Raw genomic sequence first — 18,572 nt, 5'->3', positions numbered from 1 at the left:
GAAGAGCAGAATGAGCCGCTGTAAGGTACCTTGCCCAATTAGGAAGGCATCGGCTGGATGCCTGGCTATGGTGGTTGGAGTGTCACAGTTCAACATGTTGGCCCGGAAAAAGTGCCCATTGACGGTCAATCGTGTTTTGCTTAAGTGTCCTGTTGTCACAGAGCGCATATCAAACATGGAAATCAGCAGCGACAGTCCGAGTGAGAGGCCATCTTCGATATTAAAAGCGAAGGTGGCCTTTCACTTTCTTGGCAACGACTTTCAATTAAATGAAAGAAAATCCTCATTGACTACGCATTCTCTTAAGCTGTGTCTCTTTGTAACTACTGATTTCGTGTGGTTTGAATACTGACACTTCATATCTCCAGACCAAGCCTTTCACGAAGCATCCGCAAACTTTCGTCTACTGATTGATGAGCAGTATCGATAATAAGCCGTTCTCGATCCCACGCCTCGTATTGTCTATTTTTAACTTCATTCCAAGTCGGGAGAATAAAGCCAGGAATATCTGTTAGACGTGTGCGGACACGATGCCTGTGTTCACGTTCATCAGAGCAAATAACCTCGATTTCAACAAACGGAATCTTGAGAGATTCCACCACGTCCCGCCAAGCTTGGCGCGTGATGCTTATCGGATTGACCGTATCTGCGATGACATCAAGACCTAATCGCAGGTTTTGTTTTGCAAGTTCGTAGCATAAGATGTAGCCTTCCGGCCCGTTCACACGGATTCCGGCAGTACGCATCGCCTGTTCAACTACATCAACTCTGAGATACGTGGTTTGGAGTTCCTTAGCTAAAGCTGCTGATAATGTGGATTTGCCGGTACCCGGCAAGCCGCCAAAGATATATAACATATTGCGCCCTTCCCCTCAAAAATCGAGCTCGCCCTCAAAAAACGGTCTAACCTCTCACCATTCTACCTTTTAAAACAAGATATCCAACAGCTGTAGTCCGCTGCTGCAAGTTTTTTTGGCAAACAGAAGACCGCGAGATGTCCTCGAAAACTTTCCTCAAAAAAGTTTTTTCTCAGACTACCCGATTTTGCCCGAAAAATGAAACGGCTTATAGAGGGACAAAAACTCCTCGCCATCGCTCATTGAAAATTGAATACAAGTTTGTCCGGTACATTCCCCATGCAGCCTCGAAGGAAAGCCAATATGCCAGCGCGCCATGACCATTTTGTTCCTGCCCGTCCGTTCAAGACGCAGGGCAAGATAAGAGCGATTTCGTGATGCATAACGAAATGGTGGTTCCATTTACGGCGATGACCTGTGTGGAGAGATTATGATACTTCCGCCCAGCCACTGCTTATCGCAATGGGGGCGGCCTGCAGCGATCCTGGAGGAAGCGCAAGCTTGCGCTCATGGAGACAGTTCACCGCTGTTCGCCGGATAAATTTTTTCTATGTTTACCTGTAACTTGCCTATCAGTGATCCCTGCTGGGATACGTAAGGATTACTCTTTTTATGAAAATTTCAGATTGCCGTAGGTTTGGAGTCTGCATGGGTACAGACTCGTTGTTATTAGTCCCTGCTGCAACACAAAAAGCAAGAAACTTGATGGAAATGCAACATGCTATTGCCTGTAGATGAAAGTATAACGTTTAAAGTCGAAAATCCAAGAGTTCATCCTATGCGGGTGATCTCTTTTATATAGATAGCTTTGAAAACCGGTGTTTGGATTCCTCGAAACAATTGGTTTCTTCTATTGAAAGGAGACTGGACCACATGGCCAAGGTAATCGCTCTCGCCAATCAGAAAGGTGGCGTGGGCAAAACAACGACAGCGGTTAACCTCGGTATCGGGTTAGCAGCGGAAGGTAACCGGGTACTGCTGCTGGATGCTGATGCACAGGGGAATTTAACGGATTCGCTTGGCTTTCAAGAGCCGGACAACCTCCCCGTATCGCTAGCGACGATGCTGCAAAAATGTATGGCCGAGGAAGCCTACGACCCGCAGGAGGGTATTTTGCAGCATAATGAAGGAATTGACCTGATGCCCGGCAACATTGAACTATCTGCCGTTGAAGTGGCGCTCGTCAATACGATGAGTAGGGAAACGATTATGCGCGCGTATATCGACACCGTAAAGGACCGTTACGATTACATCATGATCGACTGCATGCCCAGCATGGGCATGATGACGATCAATGCTTTGGCAGCGGCAGATAGCGTGATCATTCCTGTTCAGGCGCACTATTTGCCCGCAAAAGGCATGACACAGTTGTTGCAGACGGTTGCTCGTATTCGCCGCCAAATTAACAAAAAGCTGGTGGTGGAGGGTGTGCTGCTTACAATGGTGGACAGCCGCACCAATTTTGCCAAGGATATTTCGTTCATTCTTCGCCGCGATTATGGGGACAAGTTGCGTGTGTTTCAAACGGAAATCCCTCTCTCCATCCGCGCGGCGGAAACCAGTACTCGCGGCAAAAGTATTTATGCGCACGATCCAAACGGACAGGTCGCCAAAGCGTACGCTTCATTAACGAGGGAAGTGCAGGGTATTGACAGCGAAAGAAGATCGGCGCGCCAGCATAAAGCTGACCACAGTCGATGATTTGTTTACAACGGAAGAAACACGGAATTCGACCCAGAAGGAACAGATTAAGGAAATTTCGCTGGCGGAGATCAGTGATTTTCTCGATCATCCTTTTAAAGTAAAGGCGGACGATGCAATGCTGGAGATGACAGAAAGCGTAAAGCAATACGGGGTGCTGGTTCCTGTGCTGGTACGTCCCAAAACAGATGGTGGCTGGGCATCGGCGTAAAAAGGCAAGTGAAATGGCGGGAATGGAGTCTATTCCATGCCTTGTTCGGGAATTGGACGACGACCAGGCGACCATTATTATGGTGGACAGTAACCTGCAGCGAGAGCATGTGTCCCCGAGTGAAAAGGCGTTTGCTTATAGGATGAAGCTAAATGCGATGAAACGTCGGCAGGCAGACCGAGCAAAGAAAATGCTGCCCAAGTTGGGCAGGATATAAATGGTAAATATTCGGTCGAGACTCTGGCGGATCAAGTAGGGCATACTTCCAGTACCATTTCTTCTGTTTTACGCAGTTGCTGCATAAGTTTGCGGACGGCTTCTTTCGTATGCGGAATCGTCCCCCAATAGCGAGGCTCTTGTCTGCCTTCTTCTGCGTAGCAACTGCGATTTTGGATTTAGACACGTCTAGGCCGACGTATTTTGTGGAAATACTCATAGTAGAAACCAACTCCTTTTTGTTTTGTAGCTCTGATTTGGCAACCAATGGTTCACTGACTCTCTGTACAATGCCATTGTTTCCAAATTAACCTACGTAGAAGCAAACTGGGATGTTGGTTTCGTTCATTATAACTATTATCTAATTTTTTCTCATAACACATCATAATCTCGGGTCAGTCTAAAACTTATTTTTTAAAAGCTGACGATTTTCCGATACAAAAACCGCGGCAAATCTGCAACATTAGTCTAATACTTTATTTTTCATTGACACCTCGGCGTATGCCGAGAGGCTATATGAGATACAAGGAGGATGATAAATAAAAAATATTGGAGTGATAGGAAGTGGAGAATGAAATATCGTATGGAGTATTATCCGATATATAACGTCCAAACATGCACTAAGGGACACTGTTTAAAAGACAAATTTGTGGGAATACTTGGAAGCGATGAAACAAATTACGATGTAAAGGTGTGAATGGTGATGGTAGCTACTTCTAGTGAGTTCTATAGTAATGACTTTGCTAGTACAATTATGAGGATAAAGCACACTATTTTCGTACATTTCGAATTTAAAAAAATAATTGACGCTATTTTTGAGTGTCATCAATCCTCAAAAGATGGATGTCCTAATAATCTTTTATTGACTGGGTCCTCAGGAACTGGAAAATCTGCTCTTTTATCATATTACAAAAACGAATATTTGGAGAACTATAAAGGTGATTCAGCTTTTCCAATCCTTTATTTGAAATTACCACTTCAAGCAAAGCCAAGGGAAATTGCTATAAGTCTATTAGAAGAAATGGATGTTAATTACCGTAGTAACCTCTCTTTATCTTCGATTACAAACAAAGTTGCTCAGTCAATTGAACAATCTGGTATTGAATTAATTTTTCTCGATAATACAGAACATCTTTTAGATATTAATACTGGAAGAATTCATAGTGATTCCGTCGAATGGCTTAGAATACTTTTTGAAAATTTACATGCTTCAGTTATTTTATCGGGTTTAGAAATTTCTAATAAATTACTAGTCCATAATGAGGCATTCGCTAGTAGGATTCTATCTAGGCTTACAGTGTCTCCATTCGATCAAGATGAGTATGACCGATTTCTTCGAATGATTGATTCTTGCTTGCCATTTTCTGAGAAGTCATGTCTTACTGAAGAGAAAGTGACTGAAAAATTGTTTCTAGCATCAGGCGGGCTAGCAGGCTACACTAAAGAGATAATAATAAAAGCAACGAGATTGGCTTTTAACGAGGACCGTCTTACAGATTGTCACATACTTAAAGCTTGTAATTTACTTAGTAGTCCGCAAAATTTAATGAAAATAGATTTTGATATGTTCGACGGACAGCTCCCCAAAGGAGTGATAAAAAGAAAGTCTAAGAAAGTATATTAAAAAGTTGAAAATAAATTCCAATAAATGGTAAGTACTAAGTTTGACTTTGATTGTCATAACTTAGTACTTTTTTTTATCCTAACCGTTACCATAATCTGCAGATTGACCTTGGTGTTATTTGGATGCATAAGTTTGCCACATGAAATTGGAAGCATATGCTTTCAAATGCGGCAAACTTATGGGTTAGGTCTCACGAAAGAACAGCCTGTCGATGTGCTGAAAGTGGCGCATCACGGCAGCAAAACCTCGACTATGGAAGAGTGGCTAGCTTATTGGCGGCCGGGCACAGCGGTCATTTCCGTCGGCGCGCAAAACAGCTACGGCCACCCGTCGCCCGCCGTTACGGAGCGGCTGCTGCAGCACGGGGCCAGGGTGCTGCGAACAGACACGATGGGGGAGGTTCAACTGGAAGTGAGAGATGGGGCAATATTCGCCAGAACGAGATTTCAGCAGTAAACGGCGCTTCAGCAGGGCAAAGGGAGGGTACATCTTGTATCTTTTTGGCCCAATTCATATAATGAAAGGGTAAATTTTAGTGCGGATGGGACAAACGTCATAAGAGGTGATCAGCATGTCCGAAATGCGATTGAATGACGGGGCGGATGTGGAGTTGTCGCCGCTCGGAGATAAGGCGGTTCTTGTCCGGTTGGGCGACAGCATTGACCGGCAAACGCACGATAAAGTTCAAGCCTTGAGCTTGCTCCTGAATCGGCAGCCATTTCCAGGCTTGGTCGAGATCGTGCCTGCTTTTGCGACGGTAGCCGTATTCTATGAACCTATGAAGGTGTGCGATCCGCATACGGGAGAGAGCTCGCGGCCCGGGCGCGGCGGCGCACGTTCGCCGTATGAATTGGTGTGCGGCGTGTTGAGGCGGATGGCTGCGAATCTGGACGGACAAGCTGCGGAATCGCCAAGAGTGATTCATATCCCCGTATGCTACGGAGGGGAGCTGGGTCCCGATCTGGCGGATGTCGCCGGGCATAACGGACTCGCCGTGGAGGAAGTGATAGAGATTCATTCCGCACAGGAATATTTGGTGCACATGATCGGGTTTGCTCCTGGATTCCCTTATTTGGGAGGCATGTCCGAACGCATTGCTGCGCCGAGGCGAAGCACGCCGAGATTCATGATTGAAGCGGGAACGGTCGGTATCGGGGGAAAGCAGACGGGCATTTATCCCGTACCGACTCCGGGGGGCTGGCAATTAATCGGCCGGACGCCGGTAGCGCTGTTTCGCCCGAACGACGAGAATCCCAGCCTGCTGCGAGCGGGAGACCGGGTTCGCTTTCAGCCGATCAGCTACGCGGATTTTGTCGAGCGGAAGGAGGGATTGCGATGAGTATCCATATTCTGCTCCCGGGTCTGCTTACTACGATTCAGGATAAAGGGAGATTCGGTTTTCAACAGCAGGGCGTTATTGTCGGCGGGGCGATGGACGGCTTTGCACTGCGGGCTGCGAATCTGGCGGTGGGCAACGAGGAAGGGGCCGCGGCATTGGAAGTTACTTTGCTGGGGCCGAAGCTCAGGTTTGACCGGGAATCGGTCATCGCTATATGCGGCGCAGATTTGTCTCCCGCAATGAACGGGGTGCCTGTCCCCCAGTGGCGCCCCGTTTTTATACAAGCCGGCGGCATACTTGAATTCGGGGCCTGCAAGTCGGGCGTCCGCGCGTACATAGCCGCAGCGGGCGGATTCGACGTGCCTTTGGTGATGCGCAGCCGCAGCACGTATCTTCGGGCCGGACTTGGGGGCTGCGAGGGCCGGGCGTTAAAAGCCGGCGATGTGCTGCATCCGGATCGGCCAACCGATTCGTCTCTTCTTTTGATAAAGCGATTATCAAAAGAAGGTTCTTCGCAGCCTTACCGGGCGGCGGATTGGTGCATAGGCCATGACGTGCGGCCCGCTTACGCGAAAAACCCGGTTGTTCGTTTCGTCCGGGGGAGCGATTACGGGCATTTCACCGAGGAAAGCCGGCACCTTCTGGTCTCGGGCCAGTTTCAAGTGTCCCCGCAATCGGATCGGATGGGTTATCGGCTGGAGGGAATAAAGTTGGGCTTGCAGGAAGCTTTGGAGCCGATTTCCGAAGCCGTCACGGCGGGGACGATTCAGGTGCCGCCCGGCGGAAATCCGATTATTCTTATGGCCGACCGTCAAACGATCGGCGGTTATCCGAAAATAGCGCAAATTGCCGAGGTCGATCTGCCGCTTCTTGCGCAAGTGCAGCCTGGCTCGGCCATTCGATTTTGCGAAATATCCCGGCAGGAGTCCGAGGAGCTTTATATCGGGCAGGAGCTGCAAATCCGGAAATTGTCCAGAGCTATTGAAATCAGGCTGAGGGAGATGTGATAAAAAGATGAGGACTGCGGTCGATTTGAACTGCGACCTAGGAGAAAGCTTCGGAGCTTATACGCTGGGCCGGGATGGAGAGCTGCTGTCGCTTGTTACTTCGGCCAATATTGCGTGCGGGTTTCATGCAGGCGATCCCGGCACGATGAGAACTACAGTGAAACTTGCTCTTGAACGGGGCGTAGCGATAGGGGCGCATCCGGGCTTGCCGGATCTGGTCGGTTTCGGCCGCCGGGAAATGAACATATCTACGCGGGAAGCTTGCGATATGACGGTTTATCAGATCGGCGCCCTGGACGCTTTTGTGAGAGCGGAAGGCGGTACCATGCAGCATGTAAAGCCGCATGGGGCCTTGTACAATATGGCCGCGCGCGACATGAAGCTGGCCGAGGCTATTGCCGAAGCCGTCTATCGGGTCAATCCCGAGCTGATTTTGTTCGGTCTCTCGGGCAGCCGGCTTATCGAGGCGGGGAACAAAATCGGCTTGCGTACCGCCAGCGAGGTTTTTGCCGACAGGACTTACCGGCAGGATGGATCGCTTACACCGCGCAATGAGCCGGAAGCCGTCATTGAAGACCCTGCTCAGGCCATGAAGCAATTGCTGCAAATGGTCAAAGCAGGGAAAGTGACTTCCAGGGAAGGCGCCGGCGTGCCCATTGCTGCCGAGACGGTGTGCGTTCATGGGGACGGCGAACAGGCTTTGCTGTTCGTCCGACAAATCCGCGAGCTGTTGGCGGCGGAAGGCATTGCCCTGAGCGCAGTCGGCGGCAGCCGACACTGACCCCGGGATTCGAGGGGCAAATAAAAGATTGCACATTCAGCCACTTGCCGAAGTGGCTTTTTGCTTTGGACATCGTTGTGGTTACGAAAATGACATTTGTCATATCAGATTGATGATATTCGTGAATTACGCATCGGAGCCATGCGCGGTATGATACATACATGACAACAACAATTACGAGGTGAACATAATGAAATCGATCATTGAATTGGAACATGTCTGTAAAGAGTTCAAAGGAAAGCGGGCTGTCGACAACTTGTCCCTTACTGTCGAGGAAGGCAGCGTAGTGGCGCTGCTCGGACCGAACGGCGCTGGCAAGACGACGACGGTTTCGATGATTCTCGGGCTTTTGCAGCCGACGCAGGGCACGATTCGCCTGCTGAACGGAAATCCGCGGGACCGGGCGGTTCGGGATCGGATGGGTGCGATGCTGCAGGAAGTGAATGTCATCGAAGGGCTGACCGTCGCCGAGACGATCGAGCTGTTCCGGCATTATTATTCCAGGCCGCTGTCGCTGGAAAAGCTGCTGAGCGTCTCGGGTCTGGAATCCGAGCGGAACAAGCGGGCCTCGTCGTTGTCCGGCGGGCAAAAGCGGCGGCTCGGCTTTGCGCTGGCGCTGGCCGGCGATCCGGCCGTGCTCTTTTTGGATGAGCCGACCGTCGGGATGGACATTACTTCGCGGCAGCAATTTTGGGAAACCGTCCGCGAGATGGCAGCCAGAGGAAAGACGATCATATTGACGACCCATTACCTGGAAGAAGCCGACAGCATCGCCGACCGGATCGTCGTCATCAATGGCGGCAAGCTGGTTGCCGACGGAACTCCGGCTGAAATCAAGGCTTCGACGAATCAAAAGACGATCTTTTTTACCGCCGGTCCAAAGCTCGATCCGGAGTCGCTGCAATCCATTCCGATGATTTCGAAGGTGACGTGGAGCGGACGAAAGGTGAAAATTACGAGCCCTGACACGGATCAGGTCATTATTGCGCTCATTCAGCGTCAGTTGGACATCAAAGATATCGAAATTCATACGGGCGGCTTGGAAGATGCCTTCCAGTTTTTGGTTCAAGCCTAAGCGGAAAACGAGTATACCAAAGGAGATGCAAAACATAATGATGAGAGCGATGATTGCCCAATGCAAGGCCGAACTGTTAAGGACGGTTCGCAATAAGCGGTTTTTCGTATTTTCGATGATTATGCCGGCCGTGTTTTATTTCATTTTCTCTTCAACGATAGGGGACAATGTTAATGTAGGCGGAGTCGCGTGGAAAGCTTACTATTTGATGTCGATGACCGTGTTCGGCGTTGTCGGGGCGTGCGTCAACACGCTGAGCATTAAATTCGCCCAGGAAAGAACGCAGGGCTGGGTCAAAATGATCGAGATTACGCCGCTGCCGTCGAGCGCTTACGTGCTATCCAAAATTGTGTCCCAATCGATCATTAATCTGTCCACGATCGTTTTCATGTTTATTTTGGGCGCCGCGTTGAAAGGGGTCGATCTGACGCTGGCGCAGTGGATCGGCTGCGGGCTCTGGATCTGGCTTGGCGCGCTGCCTTTCATGGCTCTGGGAACGCTGATCGGCACGCTGAAAAGCGTAGAGGTTACCCAAGTAGTCGCGCAAATCGTCTTTATGGGCACTTCGCTGCTGGGCGGCTTATGGATGCCGACGCAAAGCATGCCTGCGATACTGCAAAATATTGCTCTCGCTTCGCCGACTTACCGGTTCGGCCAAGGGGCGTGGAACATTATTGCGGGAATCGCTCCCAGTCTGAACGGCATGCTCATTCTTGCGGCGTACCTGATCCTGTTTGTGATATTATCTTCATATATAATCAAAAAGCAGAAAGCGGTCTGAGCATGAATTCTACCGGTTTTTCCCGCAAAAAAACGTTTGAAAGCTTTTGGCTGTTATGGTCTTTGTATTTGATCTTTCCGACTATGACTTTACTGAACAAGCCGGTTCCGCAAATGTGGATCGGCTTCGCTTTGCTGGCCTGTTTTGTCGGTCTGCTGATCATGTCCGTGAGAAACGCCGCGCACAGAATCTTTTATTTGCCGCCGGTTTTTACGATCCTCGTTATATTTTCATTAAACTACAGTCCTTATCTCGTCTATATGTTTTTTTATACCGCGCCGTTGATCGGCATGCTGCCTACGCGGAAGCAATTTATGACCATGTTCGCGTTGATGATAGCGGCAATCGGAGTGACTTGCCTGCTGGCTTTCGGCAAGCAGCACGAAGACGAACTTATGTATTTGCTTCCTTCGCTGCTTGTGCTGCTTGTGCTTCCGTTCGGCATCCGCTCCAGAATGAAGTCGAATGAGCTCAAGGCAAAGCTGAATCTGGCCCATGAGGAAATCACGCGCCTGGCGATGGTCGAGGAAAGGCAGCGCATATCCCGCGATCTTCACGATACGCTGGGGCATACGCTTTCGCTCATTACATTAAAAAGCGAGCTGGCGGAGAAATTAATTCCGACCCAGCCTGCACGTGCCGTTCAAGAGGTCAGGGACATACAATTGACTTCACGCGCGGCGCTCAAGCAGGTCCGCGAGCTTGTATCGGGAATGAACGCCTTGTCGATCGACGAAGAGCTTCGGCAGGCAAGACAAATGTTATCCGCCGCATCCGTGCAGCTCGACACTATCGGAGACGTGAAGCAATGGGACGCTCCTCCTCTGGTTCAAAACATATTGGCGATGTGTCTGAAAGAAGCGATCACCAACGTAGTCAAGCACAGCGGCGCGCGGCGGTGCCGCATCGCTTTTCAGGCCGCCCCCGGATATTGGGAAATGACCGTCGCCGATGACGGCTGCAGCGAGAGCCGTCGCGGAGATCGGCCTCCTTCTTCCGGCCGGGGACTGCTGGGGATTAAGGAGCGGCTGGAATTAATCGAAGGGACGATGTCGTTCCAAATGGATGCGGACAAAGGGACGCAATTGACCGCCAAAGTTCCGCGCATTATTAAGCATCAATGATCCGAAGGGAGCAGAAACAGATGAGAGTTATCGTTGCCGAAGACCAGGGCATGCTTCGCGGTGCGCTGAGCGCACTGCTCGATCTGGAAGCCGACATCGAAGTGGTCGGGCAGGCGGAAAACGGGGAGCAGGCGCTGCAGCTGATTCAAACGGTCGAACCGGATATTTGCATTATGGATATCGAAATGCCGAAGATGACCGGGTTGGATGTTGCCGAAAAATTAAAGGAACTCCGGCATCCTTGCCGCGTCGTCATCTTGACGACGTTTTCCCGCTCCGGATATTTCAGGCGGGCGATGAAGGCCGGCGTACACGGCTTTTTGCTCAAAGACGCCCCTATCGGCGAACTGGGCGAGGCGCTGCGCAAGGTGCATGCGGGCGGGCGCGCCGTCAGTCCCGAGCTGGCGTTGTCGGTTTGGGAAGCCGCCAATCCGCTGTCCGAAAGGGAACGGGAAATATTAAAGCTGATTGCGCAGGGCTTGTCGGCGGGCGAAATGGCCAAGCGGCTGTTTTTGTCAGGGGGCACGATCCGCAATTACGTTTCGGAAATTATGCAAAAGCTGGATGCCAAAAACCGCATCGATGCGATCAGCATCGCCGAAAAAAACGGCTGGCTGGACTAAAATCATTTCATAGGTCCGGTATCTTTGATCGTTGCCTTAACAGCTACGCGAATGTCCGCCTTGGCCAGCTCTGCGCCCCAGTTTTGCGCCACCTTCTCAAATTCGGCAAATGAATTCGCCCGTGCATACAGCCCTAGACCGATCGGATCGATCTTGTGGGCTTGAATTTTTTTAATCAACCGTTCAAACCGCTTTTCCAACTGCTTTGTAATGAGTGCCTCCAGTTTTTTTTCATTTTTTTGCACATCAAAAGGGAGCATTCGTTCCCTGATACCAATGAACATGCGAACTTTAATATCGTAGTGAAACTTGTTCCCGCTGTACGATGTTCGAATGTTCGTTTTGATCCGGCTGGCCTCGAAACCTAATTTATTCGTAGAAAACGGGTCCTGCGGGGGAGCGCCGGGAATGGTCGCCGTCATGTTGACCGGGGTTTTCGCCTCTTTTTGTAGTATTCGCAGCAATTTCGTTTCCGAGGCATTCAACGTGAGCACATATTTTCCTTTGTTGTCCAGCAGCGCCGTACCTTTTAACCGGATTTCTTTTCTTTTGTCCAATGTAATTTCGGACATGCTGGGGGTAAGCCCGGTATCGCTCATTTGCCGGCGCAGCTCCAGCAGAGTCGTGGCTACGGTCTCCGATCTGGCGTTTTTGGTGTCGACCATCCCGCGAAGCAGCATTGGCGTGTACGGCTGGTCTTTCGGATTCAAATAAATAATTTTGGAGACCGGCCCGTCCACAGCGATCATTCTAGGTGTCAGCTGATTTTTCGTATCGCGGAAAAACACATCAAGGAGCGGGAACCAGTCTTCACGCTCGAGGATGCGCTTGCCGATCAGTATCGTCAGCACCTTTTTGCCGACGATAGATCCCGCCGATTTCTCCTCCATTTTGCTTCTCGCCTCGCGAATCGTATCCACTTCGACGCTTCTCTCCTGCGTTTTCTTTTTTGCGCTTTTACTGTATACGGGCGAACTCATATAGAAAATCACATGTTTATCCGGAGTCAGATCGATGCCAAGCGAGAAGTTATTCGTAACATTTTCCAAATCCACGCGATCGCTGCAACCGGTGGCGGCAAGGAGTGCGGCGATAAGCCCGGCACGCAGAAGATGTCTAATCATTGTTCCTCCTCCGGCGAAAGCGATCATACAGCCACAAGTAAAGAAGCATGCACACGGGAAACACATATTCTACGCCCAAGCCGAGCTGGCCAAGCAGGGCATTCAACTTCGTGCTCTGCGGAAAGGTCGGCATGAAGAAATACGTGCCCACGGCGAGCAGCAGCCACAGCGCCCGCAGGTGGTTGGTGTGATCCGATTTTCCGAGCAGCCAGCTCGTGCAGTAGACGATAATGAACATCGGAGGTATCCATGCCATCGTAAAAATGATCAAATAGAAGACGATAAAGATCATTTCGATTCGTTCAACAAACTTGAATTCTATAGTCTTCAGGGCGAAGATCCCAGGTTCGCTGTATTTTGCTATGTCATTCGGGCTGAAATAGACGAAGCAGACGATCGTGACCAGCAGGTAGGCGAGTGTAGCTAACGAATTGGCGATCGTCAAGCCGAGCGCAGCCCTCCTTTTGTTTTGCAAATACGGATAGAAAATAAAGGTAGCCGCAAAACCCAAGAAATAATATATCGTATCCGGTACCGCAGCAATAACGGGCTGCCATCCTTTCTTGAACAAGGGAAACAAATGGAGCCAATGGGCGTTTTTCAGCGGAAGCAGGTAAACGAGCGGTATCCATAAGGTGAGAAGCAGCACGGTTTCGGCGAATCTGCCTGTTATGCGCAGACCGCCGCGCACGACGTTATACGTGGGAATGAGCAGCAAAATCATAATCAAATACTCGGGAGTTTGCGGCAAAAGCCACTCTTTCGTAATCAAAACCGCATACACAATACATGTATAGCTGAAATAGAAGAAGTAAAGCGCAAGCAGAACTGCCCCCGTTCTGCCAGCCCATTTGCCAAAGTAATGCGTCAGCAGGTCAAGCAAAGTCCCGTCGGGATATTTTTTCATCACCTGGACGACAACCAGGCTGGAAACCGTGGTAATGACCCAACAGGCAAAGAGCGTCATCCAGCCGTCTGTGCCCGCCTTCTCGGCCAACACCCGCGGTATGGATATGAAGCCGACGCTGATCACCATGCTCGCTTGGATGCAAATAAATTGCACGAGCGTAATCTCGTTGCGGACGCATTTGTTCATCCCGGATCACCGTCCGAACGACTCGGCTTTTTTCTCCGCGATTGTATCGCCTTTGTTCCGGAAGGGCGTCTTCTCATTAGCCAAAGGGGCAGCCGGACAGCCGTATCTTTCCAATCGGCGGGACGCGCCGGCGCGAACGGATTGGTGTAAGGAGTGCCGAGCGACTCCAGCGAAATCAGATGGCTGATCATCGTCAGCATTCCGATCAAGATGCCGACGAGGCCGAACATGGAAGCTGCGATCATCATTCCGAAGCGGGTAAGCCGGATGGCGGCGACCATATCGTAGTTGGGCAAAATGAACGATGCAATAGCCGTGAAAGCGACGACAATCACCATGACACTGCTGATTAGCCCTGCCTGTACGATGGCCTGCCCGATGACGATGCCGCCGACGATGCCGACCGTTTGCCCGACCGGCGCAGGGAGGCGGACTCCCGCCTCGCGGATCATTTCGAGGGTGAGCTCCATCAGAACGGCTTCAAAGAACGGCGGAAAGGGAACCCGGCCCCTGTATTCGCCGATCGACAGCAGCAGTTTAACTGGAATGATCTCAAAATTATAGGAAATAACGGAAATATAAAAGGCCGGCAAAAGAATCGCAACGAAAAAAGCGAACATCCGCAGCAGCCGAATAAAAGTGGCGATCGACCAGCGCGTGCTGTAGTCGTCAACGGTCTGAAAGAACGACATAAAAACGACGGGCGCAATGAGCACGCTTGGAGAACGGTCCAGCACAACGGCGAATCTGCCCTGCAAAATTTGCGAAGCGGCGGAATCCGGCCTTTCCGTTGTAATAAATTGCGGGAACAGAGAACGGGGATTGTCTTCGATCATCTCGGCCAGCTCGCCGGTGGTGATCACAGTGTCTACATCCAGATTTTGTAGACGGCTCTCCAGCACTTGCAAAACTTCCGGATTTGCGACATCGGCCAAATATAAAATCGATGCGGAAGTTTGCCCTCGTTGTCCTACCGTCAGTTCCTTTATTTTCAATTCCCGGTCCGGAATGTAGCGGCGGATTAATGCGATGTTTTGCATGCCTGTCTCCACAAAACCTTGGTGGGCTCCGGACAGGGAAGCCTCAAGCTGCGGATCGACAATCGCGCGCTGCGGCCATCCCTGCGTATCCAAGGCATAGGCTTCGGTCCGCCCGTCGACAAAAAGCACGCTTTTGCCGTGAAAAATGGCCGCCTGCACATGCGACCATACGGAGAGGGACTGGACTTGTCCGACCAAGGTCGTAAAATCGCTGTTTGCGACGCCCGTTTCATGTTGAAGCGGCTGAAGCACATTGTTATTGATCGAGCTTTTGTCCACGAGCCCATTCAGATAAACGAGCGCTGCCGCCTCACCGGTCTGTCTGATCGTAAGCCGGCGGATATTCAGGTCCGGCGTCTTCGTGAACAAGGTTTGTATGTCCGCAATATGCTGCGACAATGACGCGGTCAAGTGTTCGTTCAAGAGCGGACTGCACTGCTTTTTGGCCGAGCGGTACTTTGTGCTTCCGAACCAACTGGTAAATTGCATCGATCGTCACCTCGCCAAAGCATCATGCTGGAATCTCTGCCATACGCAGCAACAGCCGCACAGGCAGTTGATCGTATTTTTACCGTTTATAGAAAATTCTAACCGCGTTTTCTCGGTACTACATAAACATAGTACTATGCCTTCTGCAGGAATTCCTTACAATGGAAGTAATTCTAGTCTATAATAATCGGGAGGAGCTGCGTGTTTCCATGAATTCTCTTTAACCTAATTCCGCTTTGCCTCGTCTAATATACGGATCAAGGATATTTTTTTGTTTTTTGCGCTATTTTTGTTATTTCGATAGTGACTTTTGGTAAAATGTTTTTTATTCTATAGATTGCAACCTTCTGAGCTAAGCATACGTCTGTAAGGTTGCAAGAGGGAGGGATCCCAGTGGTAGCACCCGAACTGGTAAGAAACGCTCAAGCCGGTGACCGTGATGCTCTCATAACCCTATTGCGAGAAATTGAATCTCACGTCTATCGAACCGCTTACTATATTCTTGGCAATGAACAGGATGCGCTCGACGCTTCGCAGGAGGCGTTGATCCGAATTTATACCAAAATTCATTCATACGAGGAAAAAGCGTTATTCAAGACGTGGGTACAGCGGATTGTGACCAACATCTGCATAGATAAATTCCGCAAAGCGAAGCCTACGGTATCCATTGATGAGCATGAGATGATTTTTACAGCAGAGCACAATGTAGAACAGGAAATTTTAACCGGTTATTTGGCAAAAGATATTCGAGAAGCGATTGACAAGCTTCCCGAGCACCATCGATCTGTAGTTGTGCTTCGCTATTTGCAAGACTTTTCGTATCATGAGATTGCAGAATCGTTGAACTTGCCGCTGAATACGGTGAAGTCTTATTTGTTTCGAGCCAGGCAGCAACTGCAAACTTTACTCCAAGATTATCAGAAAGGAGGTGTTCGGGGATGAATTGTCAAGAGGTGATGGAGCTTATGCAAAGACATCTGGATGGAGATTTGAATGCTCAGGAGGAAGAGGAGCTGCATGTCCACCTGATGCATTGTTTGGAATGCGCGGAAATGTTCGAACGGCTGCGAAGTTTGTCCGATGAGCTGACCCAGCTGCCCAAGGTGCTTCCGCCCTACAGCCTGGTTGATGCCATACTGCCGCAGTTGAACGAAATACGGTTGCAGGCAGAAGCTCCCATTGCCGATACAACAATGGTTGCCGTTCAGCCGGCAAGCCATTCATCCGTTTCCGGGCACCCTCAACGACAACCTCGGAGACGCGCGTTCGGATCGCAAATTTCATGGAAGTTGGCTGGCGGTATCGTCGCTGCCGGTTTAATTATCGGATTTTTTGTTTTCCAGACAGGCAAGCCTTCATATGACCAGGCGGACGCGCTTCTTCAGCCGCAGGCCAAGAAGGAGTCGAAATCCACAGCAGCGCAAACAGCCGCATCGGCGGATAACAGCGCCGGCGCCGGCGGTGAAGCAAAGCGGAACGTGTTGTCCGTTCCAGAGCCGACCGCTTCCATATTTCCGGCACAGCAGGAGTCTAAAGCTTTCGGGCCGACAAGTACCCCGGGTGCGGTGAGTGCGGGCAGTGCCGCCAAGCTGGAGCCGCCGGCTATGCTCGATCAGCGTTCGGATTCCAAAGACGATAAAGCTTCGGCTGCATCTTCCAAAATGGGACCGATAGCGACCGATCCCGAGCCTTTGGGCCATCAGGCTGCGCCCGCTTCTTCGCCAAGCAGTAAGCAGCCGCCTGCCGCAAATCAGACGCCGGCTGCTTCGCAGGAGTCCGCCGCTGCTGACCGGGCGCCGGTGCCGACGGAGACGCCCCAGGCCGCAAACAAGCTGAAAACGGAGGGTCCTTCATCTTCCCCTGCTCCTACGTCTTCAGAGCCGCCGGCAGATCCGAATGTAAGCAATCAGGCCGGAATGCGCGGATTTCTGATGGCCGAACCGCAAGCTTTCAAATCTGTCACGGGAACGTATGAGGCTGTCGTGAAAGATCAGCAGGTTGTCGTTCGGGACGCTGCGTCCAAGGAAACCGTCTTTACGTCCAAACAAAAATGGCCGTCGTCGGATGAAATTGTTTTCGTTGAATGGTCCAAAGACAACAAGCTTACGTATCAGGTGTCCACGGGCGACGGGAAGACGCAGACGTTCGTCATCGACGTTTCGGCCAAATCGGAGAAATCCAAATAATTTTTTTAACACGATGCACCAAACGTTAACGTTCAGCGTATTTTATCGTAAAGAGAGTTTAAGAGAGCGAACCTCGGGTTCGGTCACTCGGCCAAAGGTTTCTAGAGCCTTTGCGCCGGTGTTTAAATAGATGCTGTTTCCGGGAGAAGGAGACTGCTTCCGGTACAAATTCTTCCTGTTGCTCGGCAAAGGGATTGCGTCAACATCTTCGGATTTTGACGCAATCCCTTTGTTGTTGGTAAGATAGTCAAGAGGTGGATGCACATGGATGCGAAAAAGGCGTTGAAAGAAATTCAAGCAGGCCGCACCGCGCCGGTTTATTTATGCTACGGACCTGAGAAATATAGAATGCGCGAGTTTATTCAATATCTGTCGGACGCGCTGATTGAGCCCGAGCACAGGGAATTTGCCGTAAGCAAATTCGACCTCGGGGAAACCGGTTTGTCTTCCGTGCTGGAAGATGCCGAGACGCTGCCGTTTATGGTGCCCAAGAAGCTGATTATCGCAACCAATGCGGTATTTTTCACCGGGGCCAGAGACAACAGCAAGGCGGAGCACAACCTGGAACGTTTGATCGAATATTTAAAGTCGCCTGTCGACCATTCCGTCATCGTGTTTACCGTAGACGCGGACAAGCTGGATGAGCGCAAAAAAGTGGTCAAATCGCTGAAGGAGCGCGATGCGGCGATTCCTTTCTTGTCGCTGACCGCGGAAGAGCTGCAGCAGTGGGTAGTAAGGCAGGCCCAGAAGCTGGGCTTTTCGTTCGCGTCCGGCGCAGCCGACCAGCTGATTTTGTATACCGGCGGTAATCTCCAGGCGCTGTCTGCCGAAATCGAGAAAATATATTTATACATCGGCTCCGGAGGCACGGCGACCGGGGAGACGATCGATCAGCTTGTCGCCCGCAGCACCGAGCAGAACGTATTTATTTTGATCGAAGATATCGTACAGCTCCGGCTGGAACGCGCCTTTGTCATTCTTGAAGAGCTGCTCAAGCAGCGTGAAGAGCCGATCAAAATCGCCGCGCTTATTGCCAGGCAGTTCCGGATTATGCTGCAGGTAAAAGAGCTTGGCAAGCAGGGATATTCCCAGCAGCAGATGGCTTCCCAAGTCGGTCTGCATCCGTATGCGGTAAAAATCGCGGAAGGCCAGGCGAGAAAATACGAGACGGACAAGCTTTGTCTCATTTTATCGCAGCTCGCCGACCTCGATTTTCAAATGAAGAGCGGCCGCATCGACAAGGTGCTCGGTTTGGAAATGTTTTTGCTCCGCCTGGCGGCGTGAGCGGCTGACAACAA

Annotated in this window: 17 protein-coding genes and 1 pseudogene; 14 read left to right on the top strand and 4 right to left on the bottom strand. The window is 50.6% G+C overall.

The genetic code is table 11. From position 1 onward, the window contains the following. Window positions 1-356 precede the first annotated feature (356 nt). Window positions 357-857, bottom strand: a complete 501-nt coding sequence (locus tag AC6RNO_RS25535) for an AAA family ATPase (protein ID WP_497107190.1) — start codon at window positions 855-857, stop codon at window positions 357-359. Between the two features lie 873 nt (window positions 858-1,730). Here AC6RNO_RS25535 and AC6RNO_RS25530 point away from each other — a divergent pair. From AC6RNO_RS25530 to AC6RNO_RS25480, 11 genes and pseudogenes are all read left to right on the top strand, one after another. Beyond that, window positions 1,731-2,558, top strand: coding sequence for an AAA family ATPase (locus tag AC6RNO_RS25530; protein ID WP_497107189.1), 828 nt, complete (start codon window positions 1,731-1,733; stop codon window positions 2,556-2,558). Further along, a pseudogene (locus tag AC6RNO_RS25525) lies at window positions 2,506-2,986 on the top strand (ParB/RepB/Spo0J family partition protein). The gene AC6RNO_RS25530 and the pseudogene AC6RNO_RS25525 overlap by 53 nt, the downstream one beginning before the upstream one ends. A gap of 702 nt (window positions 2,987-3,688) precedes the next feature. Then, window positions 3,689-4,609: a TniB family NTP-binding protein gene (locus tag AC6RNO_RS25520; protein WP_497107188.1), complete on the top strand. Its 921-nt coding sequence runs from the start codon at window positions 3,689-3,691 to the stop codon at window positions 4,607-4,609. Between the two features lie 165 nt (window positions 4,610-4,774). Next, on the top strand, window positions 4,775-5,065 hold the full coding sequence (locus tag AC6RNO_RS25515; protein ID WP_497107187.1) for a ComEC/Rec2 family competence protein: 291 nt from the start codon (window positions 4,775-4,777) through the stop codon (window positions 5,063-5,065). A gap of 115 nt (window positions 5,066-5,180) precedes the next feature. After that, window positions 5,181-5,948 carry a 5-oxoprolinase subunit PxpB gene (gene pxpB, locus AC6RNO_RS25510; protein WP_497107186.1) on the top strand — a complete coding sequence of 256 codons (768 nt, stop codon included), beginning with the start codon at window positions 5,181-5,183 and terminating at the stop codon, window positions 5,946-5,948. Then, complete coding sequence (locus AC6RNO_RS25505) at window positions 5,945-6,955, top strand: 5-oxoprolinase/urea amidolyase family protein (RefSeq protein WP_497107185.1); 1,011 nt, start codon at window positions 5,945-5,947, stop codon at window positions 6,953-6,955. The genes pxpB and AC6RNO_RS25505 overlap by 4 nt, the downstream gene beginning before the upstream one ends. A 7-nt stretch (window positions 6,956-6,962) precedes the next feature. Beyond that, window positions 6,963-7,736 (top strand): LamB/YcsF family protein, encoded by a 774-nt coding sequence (locus AC6RNO_RS25500; RefSeq protein WP_488435534.1) that lies wholly within the window; start codon window positions 6,963-6,965, stop codon window positions 7,734-7,736. 190 nt (window positions 7,737-7,926) lie between these two features. After that, entirely contained in the window at window positions 7,927-8,811 is an 885-nt protein-coding gene (locus tag AC6RNO_RS25495; RefSeq protein ID WP_488435533.1) for an ABC transporter ATP-binding protein, read from the top strand. A 37-nt stretch (window positions 8,812-8,848) separates the two neighbouring features. Then, window positions 8,849-9,592: an ABC transporter permease gene (locus AC6RNO_RS25490; protein WP_474683416.1), complete on the top strand. Its 744-nt coding sequence runs from the start codon at window positions 8,849-8,851 to the stop codon at window positions 9,590-9,592. 2 nt (window positions 9,593-9,594) lie between these two features. After that, window positions 9,595-10,716: a histidine kinase gene (locus AC6RNO_RS25485; RefSeq protein WP_497107184.1), complete on the top strand. Its 1,122-nt coding sequence runs from the start codon at window positions 9,595-9,597 to the stop codon at window positions 10,714-10,716. Between the two features lie 20 nt (window positions 10,717-10,736). After that, window positions 10,737-11,339, top strand: a complete 603-nt coding sequence (locus AC6RNO_RS25480; protein WP_497107183.1) for a response regulator — start codon at window positions 10,737-10,739, stop codon at window positions 11,337-11,339. A gap of 2 nt (window positions 11,340-11,341) precedes the next feature. On the opposite strand, the gene AC6RNO_RS25475 is transcribed toward AC6RNO_RS25480, so the two are convergent. Genes AC6RNO_RS25475 through AC6RNO_RS25465 form a run of 3 tightly spaced genes read right to left on the bottom strand, consistent with a single transcriptional unit; the run spans window position 11,342 to window position 15,088 of the window. Next, window positions 11,342-12,463, bottom strand: a complete 1,122-nt coding sequence (locus tag AC6RNO_RS25475; protein WP_497107182.1) for a Ger(x)C family spore germination protein — start codon at window positions 12,461-12,463, stop codon at window positions 11,342-11,344. Then, complete coding sequence (locus AC6RNO_RS25470; RefSeq protein ID WP_497107181.1) at window positions 12,456-13,559, bottom strand: endospore germination permease; 1,104 nt, start codon at window positions 13,557-13,559, stop codon at window positions 12,456-12,458. The genes AC6RNO_RS25475 and AC6RNO_RS25470 overlap by 8 nt, the downstream gene beginning before the upstream one ends. Then, entirely contained in the window at window positions 13,556-15,088 is a 1,533-nt protein-coding gene (locus AC6RNO_RS25465; protein WP_497107180.1) for a spore germination protein, read from the bottom strand. Before AC6RNO_RS25465 ends, AC6RNO_RS25470 begins: the two co-directional genes overlap by 4 nt. 393 nt (window positions 15,089-15,481) lie before the next feature. Here AC6RNO_RS25465 and AC6RNO_RS25460 point away from each other — a divergent pair, with 393 nt between their 5' ends. From AC6RNO_RS25460 to holA, 3 genes are all read left to right on the top strand, one after another. Next, window positions 15,482-16,030, top strand: a complete 549-nt coding sequence (locus AC6RNO_RS25460) for an RNA polymerase sigma factor (protein ID WP_474683422.1) — start codon at window positions 15,482-15,484, stop codon at window positions 16,028-16,030. Next, window positions 16,027-17,274: a zf-HC2 domain-containing protein gene (locus AC6RNO_RS25455; RefSeq protein ID WP_497107179.1), complete on the top strand. Its 1,248-nt coding sequence runs from the start codon at window positions 16,027-16,029 to the stop codon at window positions 17,272-17,274. Before AC6RNO_RS25460 ends, AC6RNO_RS25455 begins: the two co-directional genes overlap by 4 nt. A 264-nt stretch (window positions 17,275-17,538) precedes the next feature. Beyond that, window positions 17,539-18,558, top strand: coding sequence for a DNA polymerase III subunit delta (gene holA, locus AC6RNO_RS25450; protein ID WP_497107178.1), 1,020 nt, complete (start codon window positions 17,539-17,541; stop codon window positions 18,556-18,558). Window positions 18,559-18,572: the final 14 nt, after the last annotated feature.

Source organism: Paenibacillus sp. sgz302190, from assembly GCF_059820445.1.
Note: the sequence above shows the minus strand (reverse complement) of the source record. Positions and strands in the feature narration are given on the sequence as shown.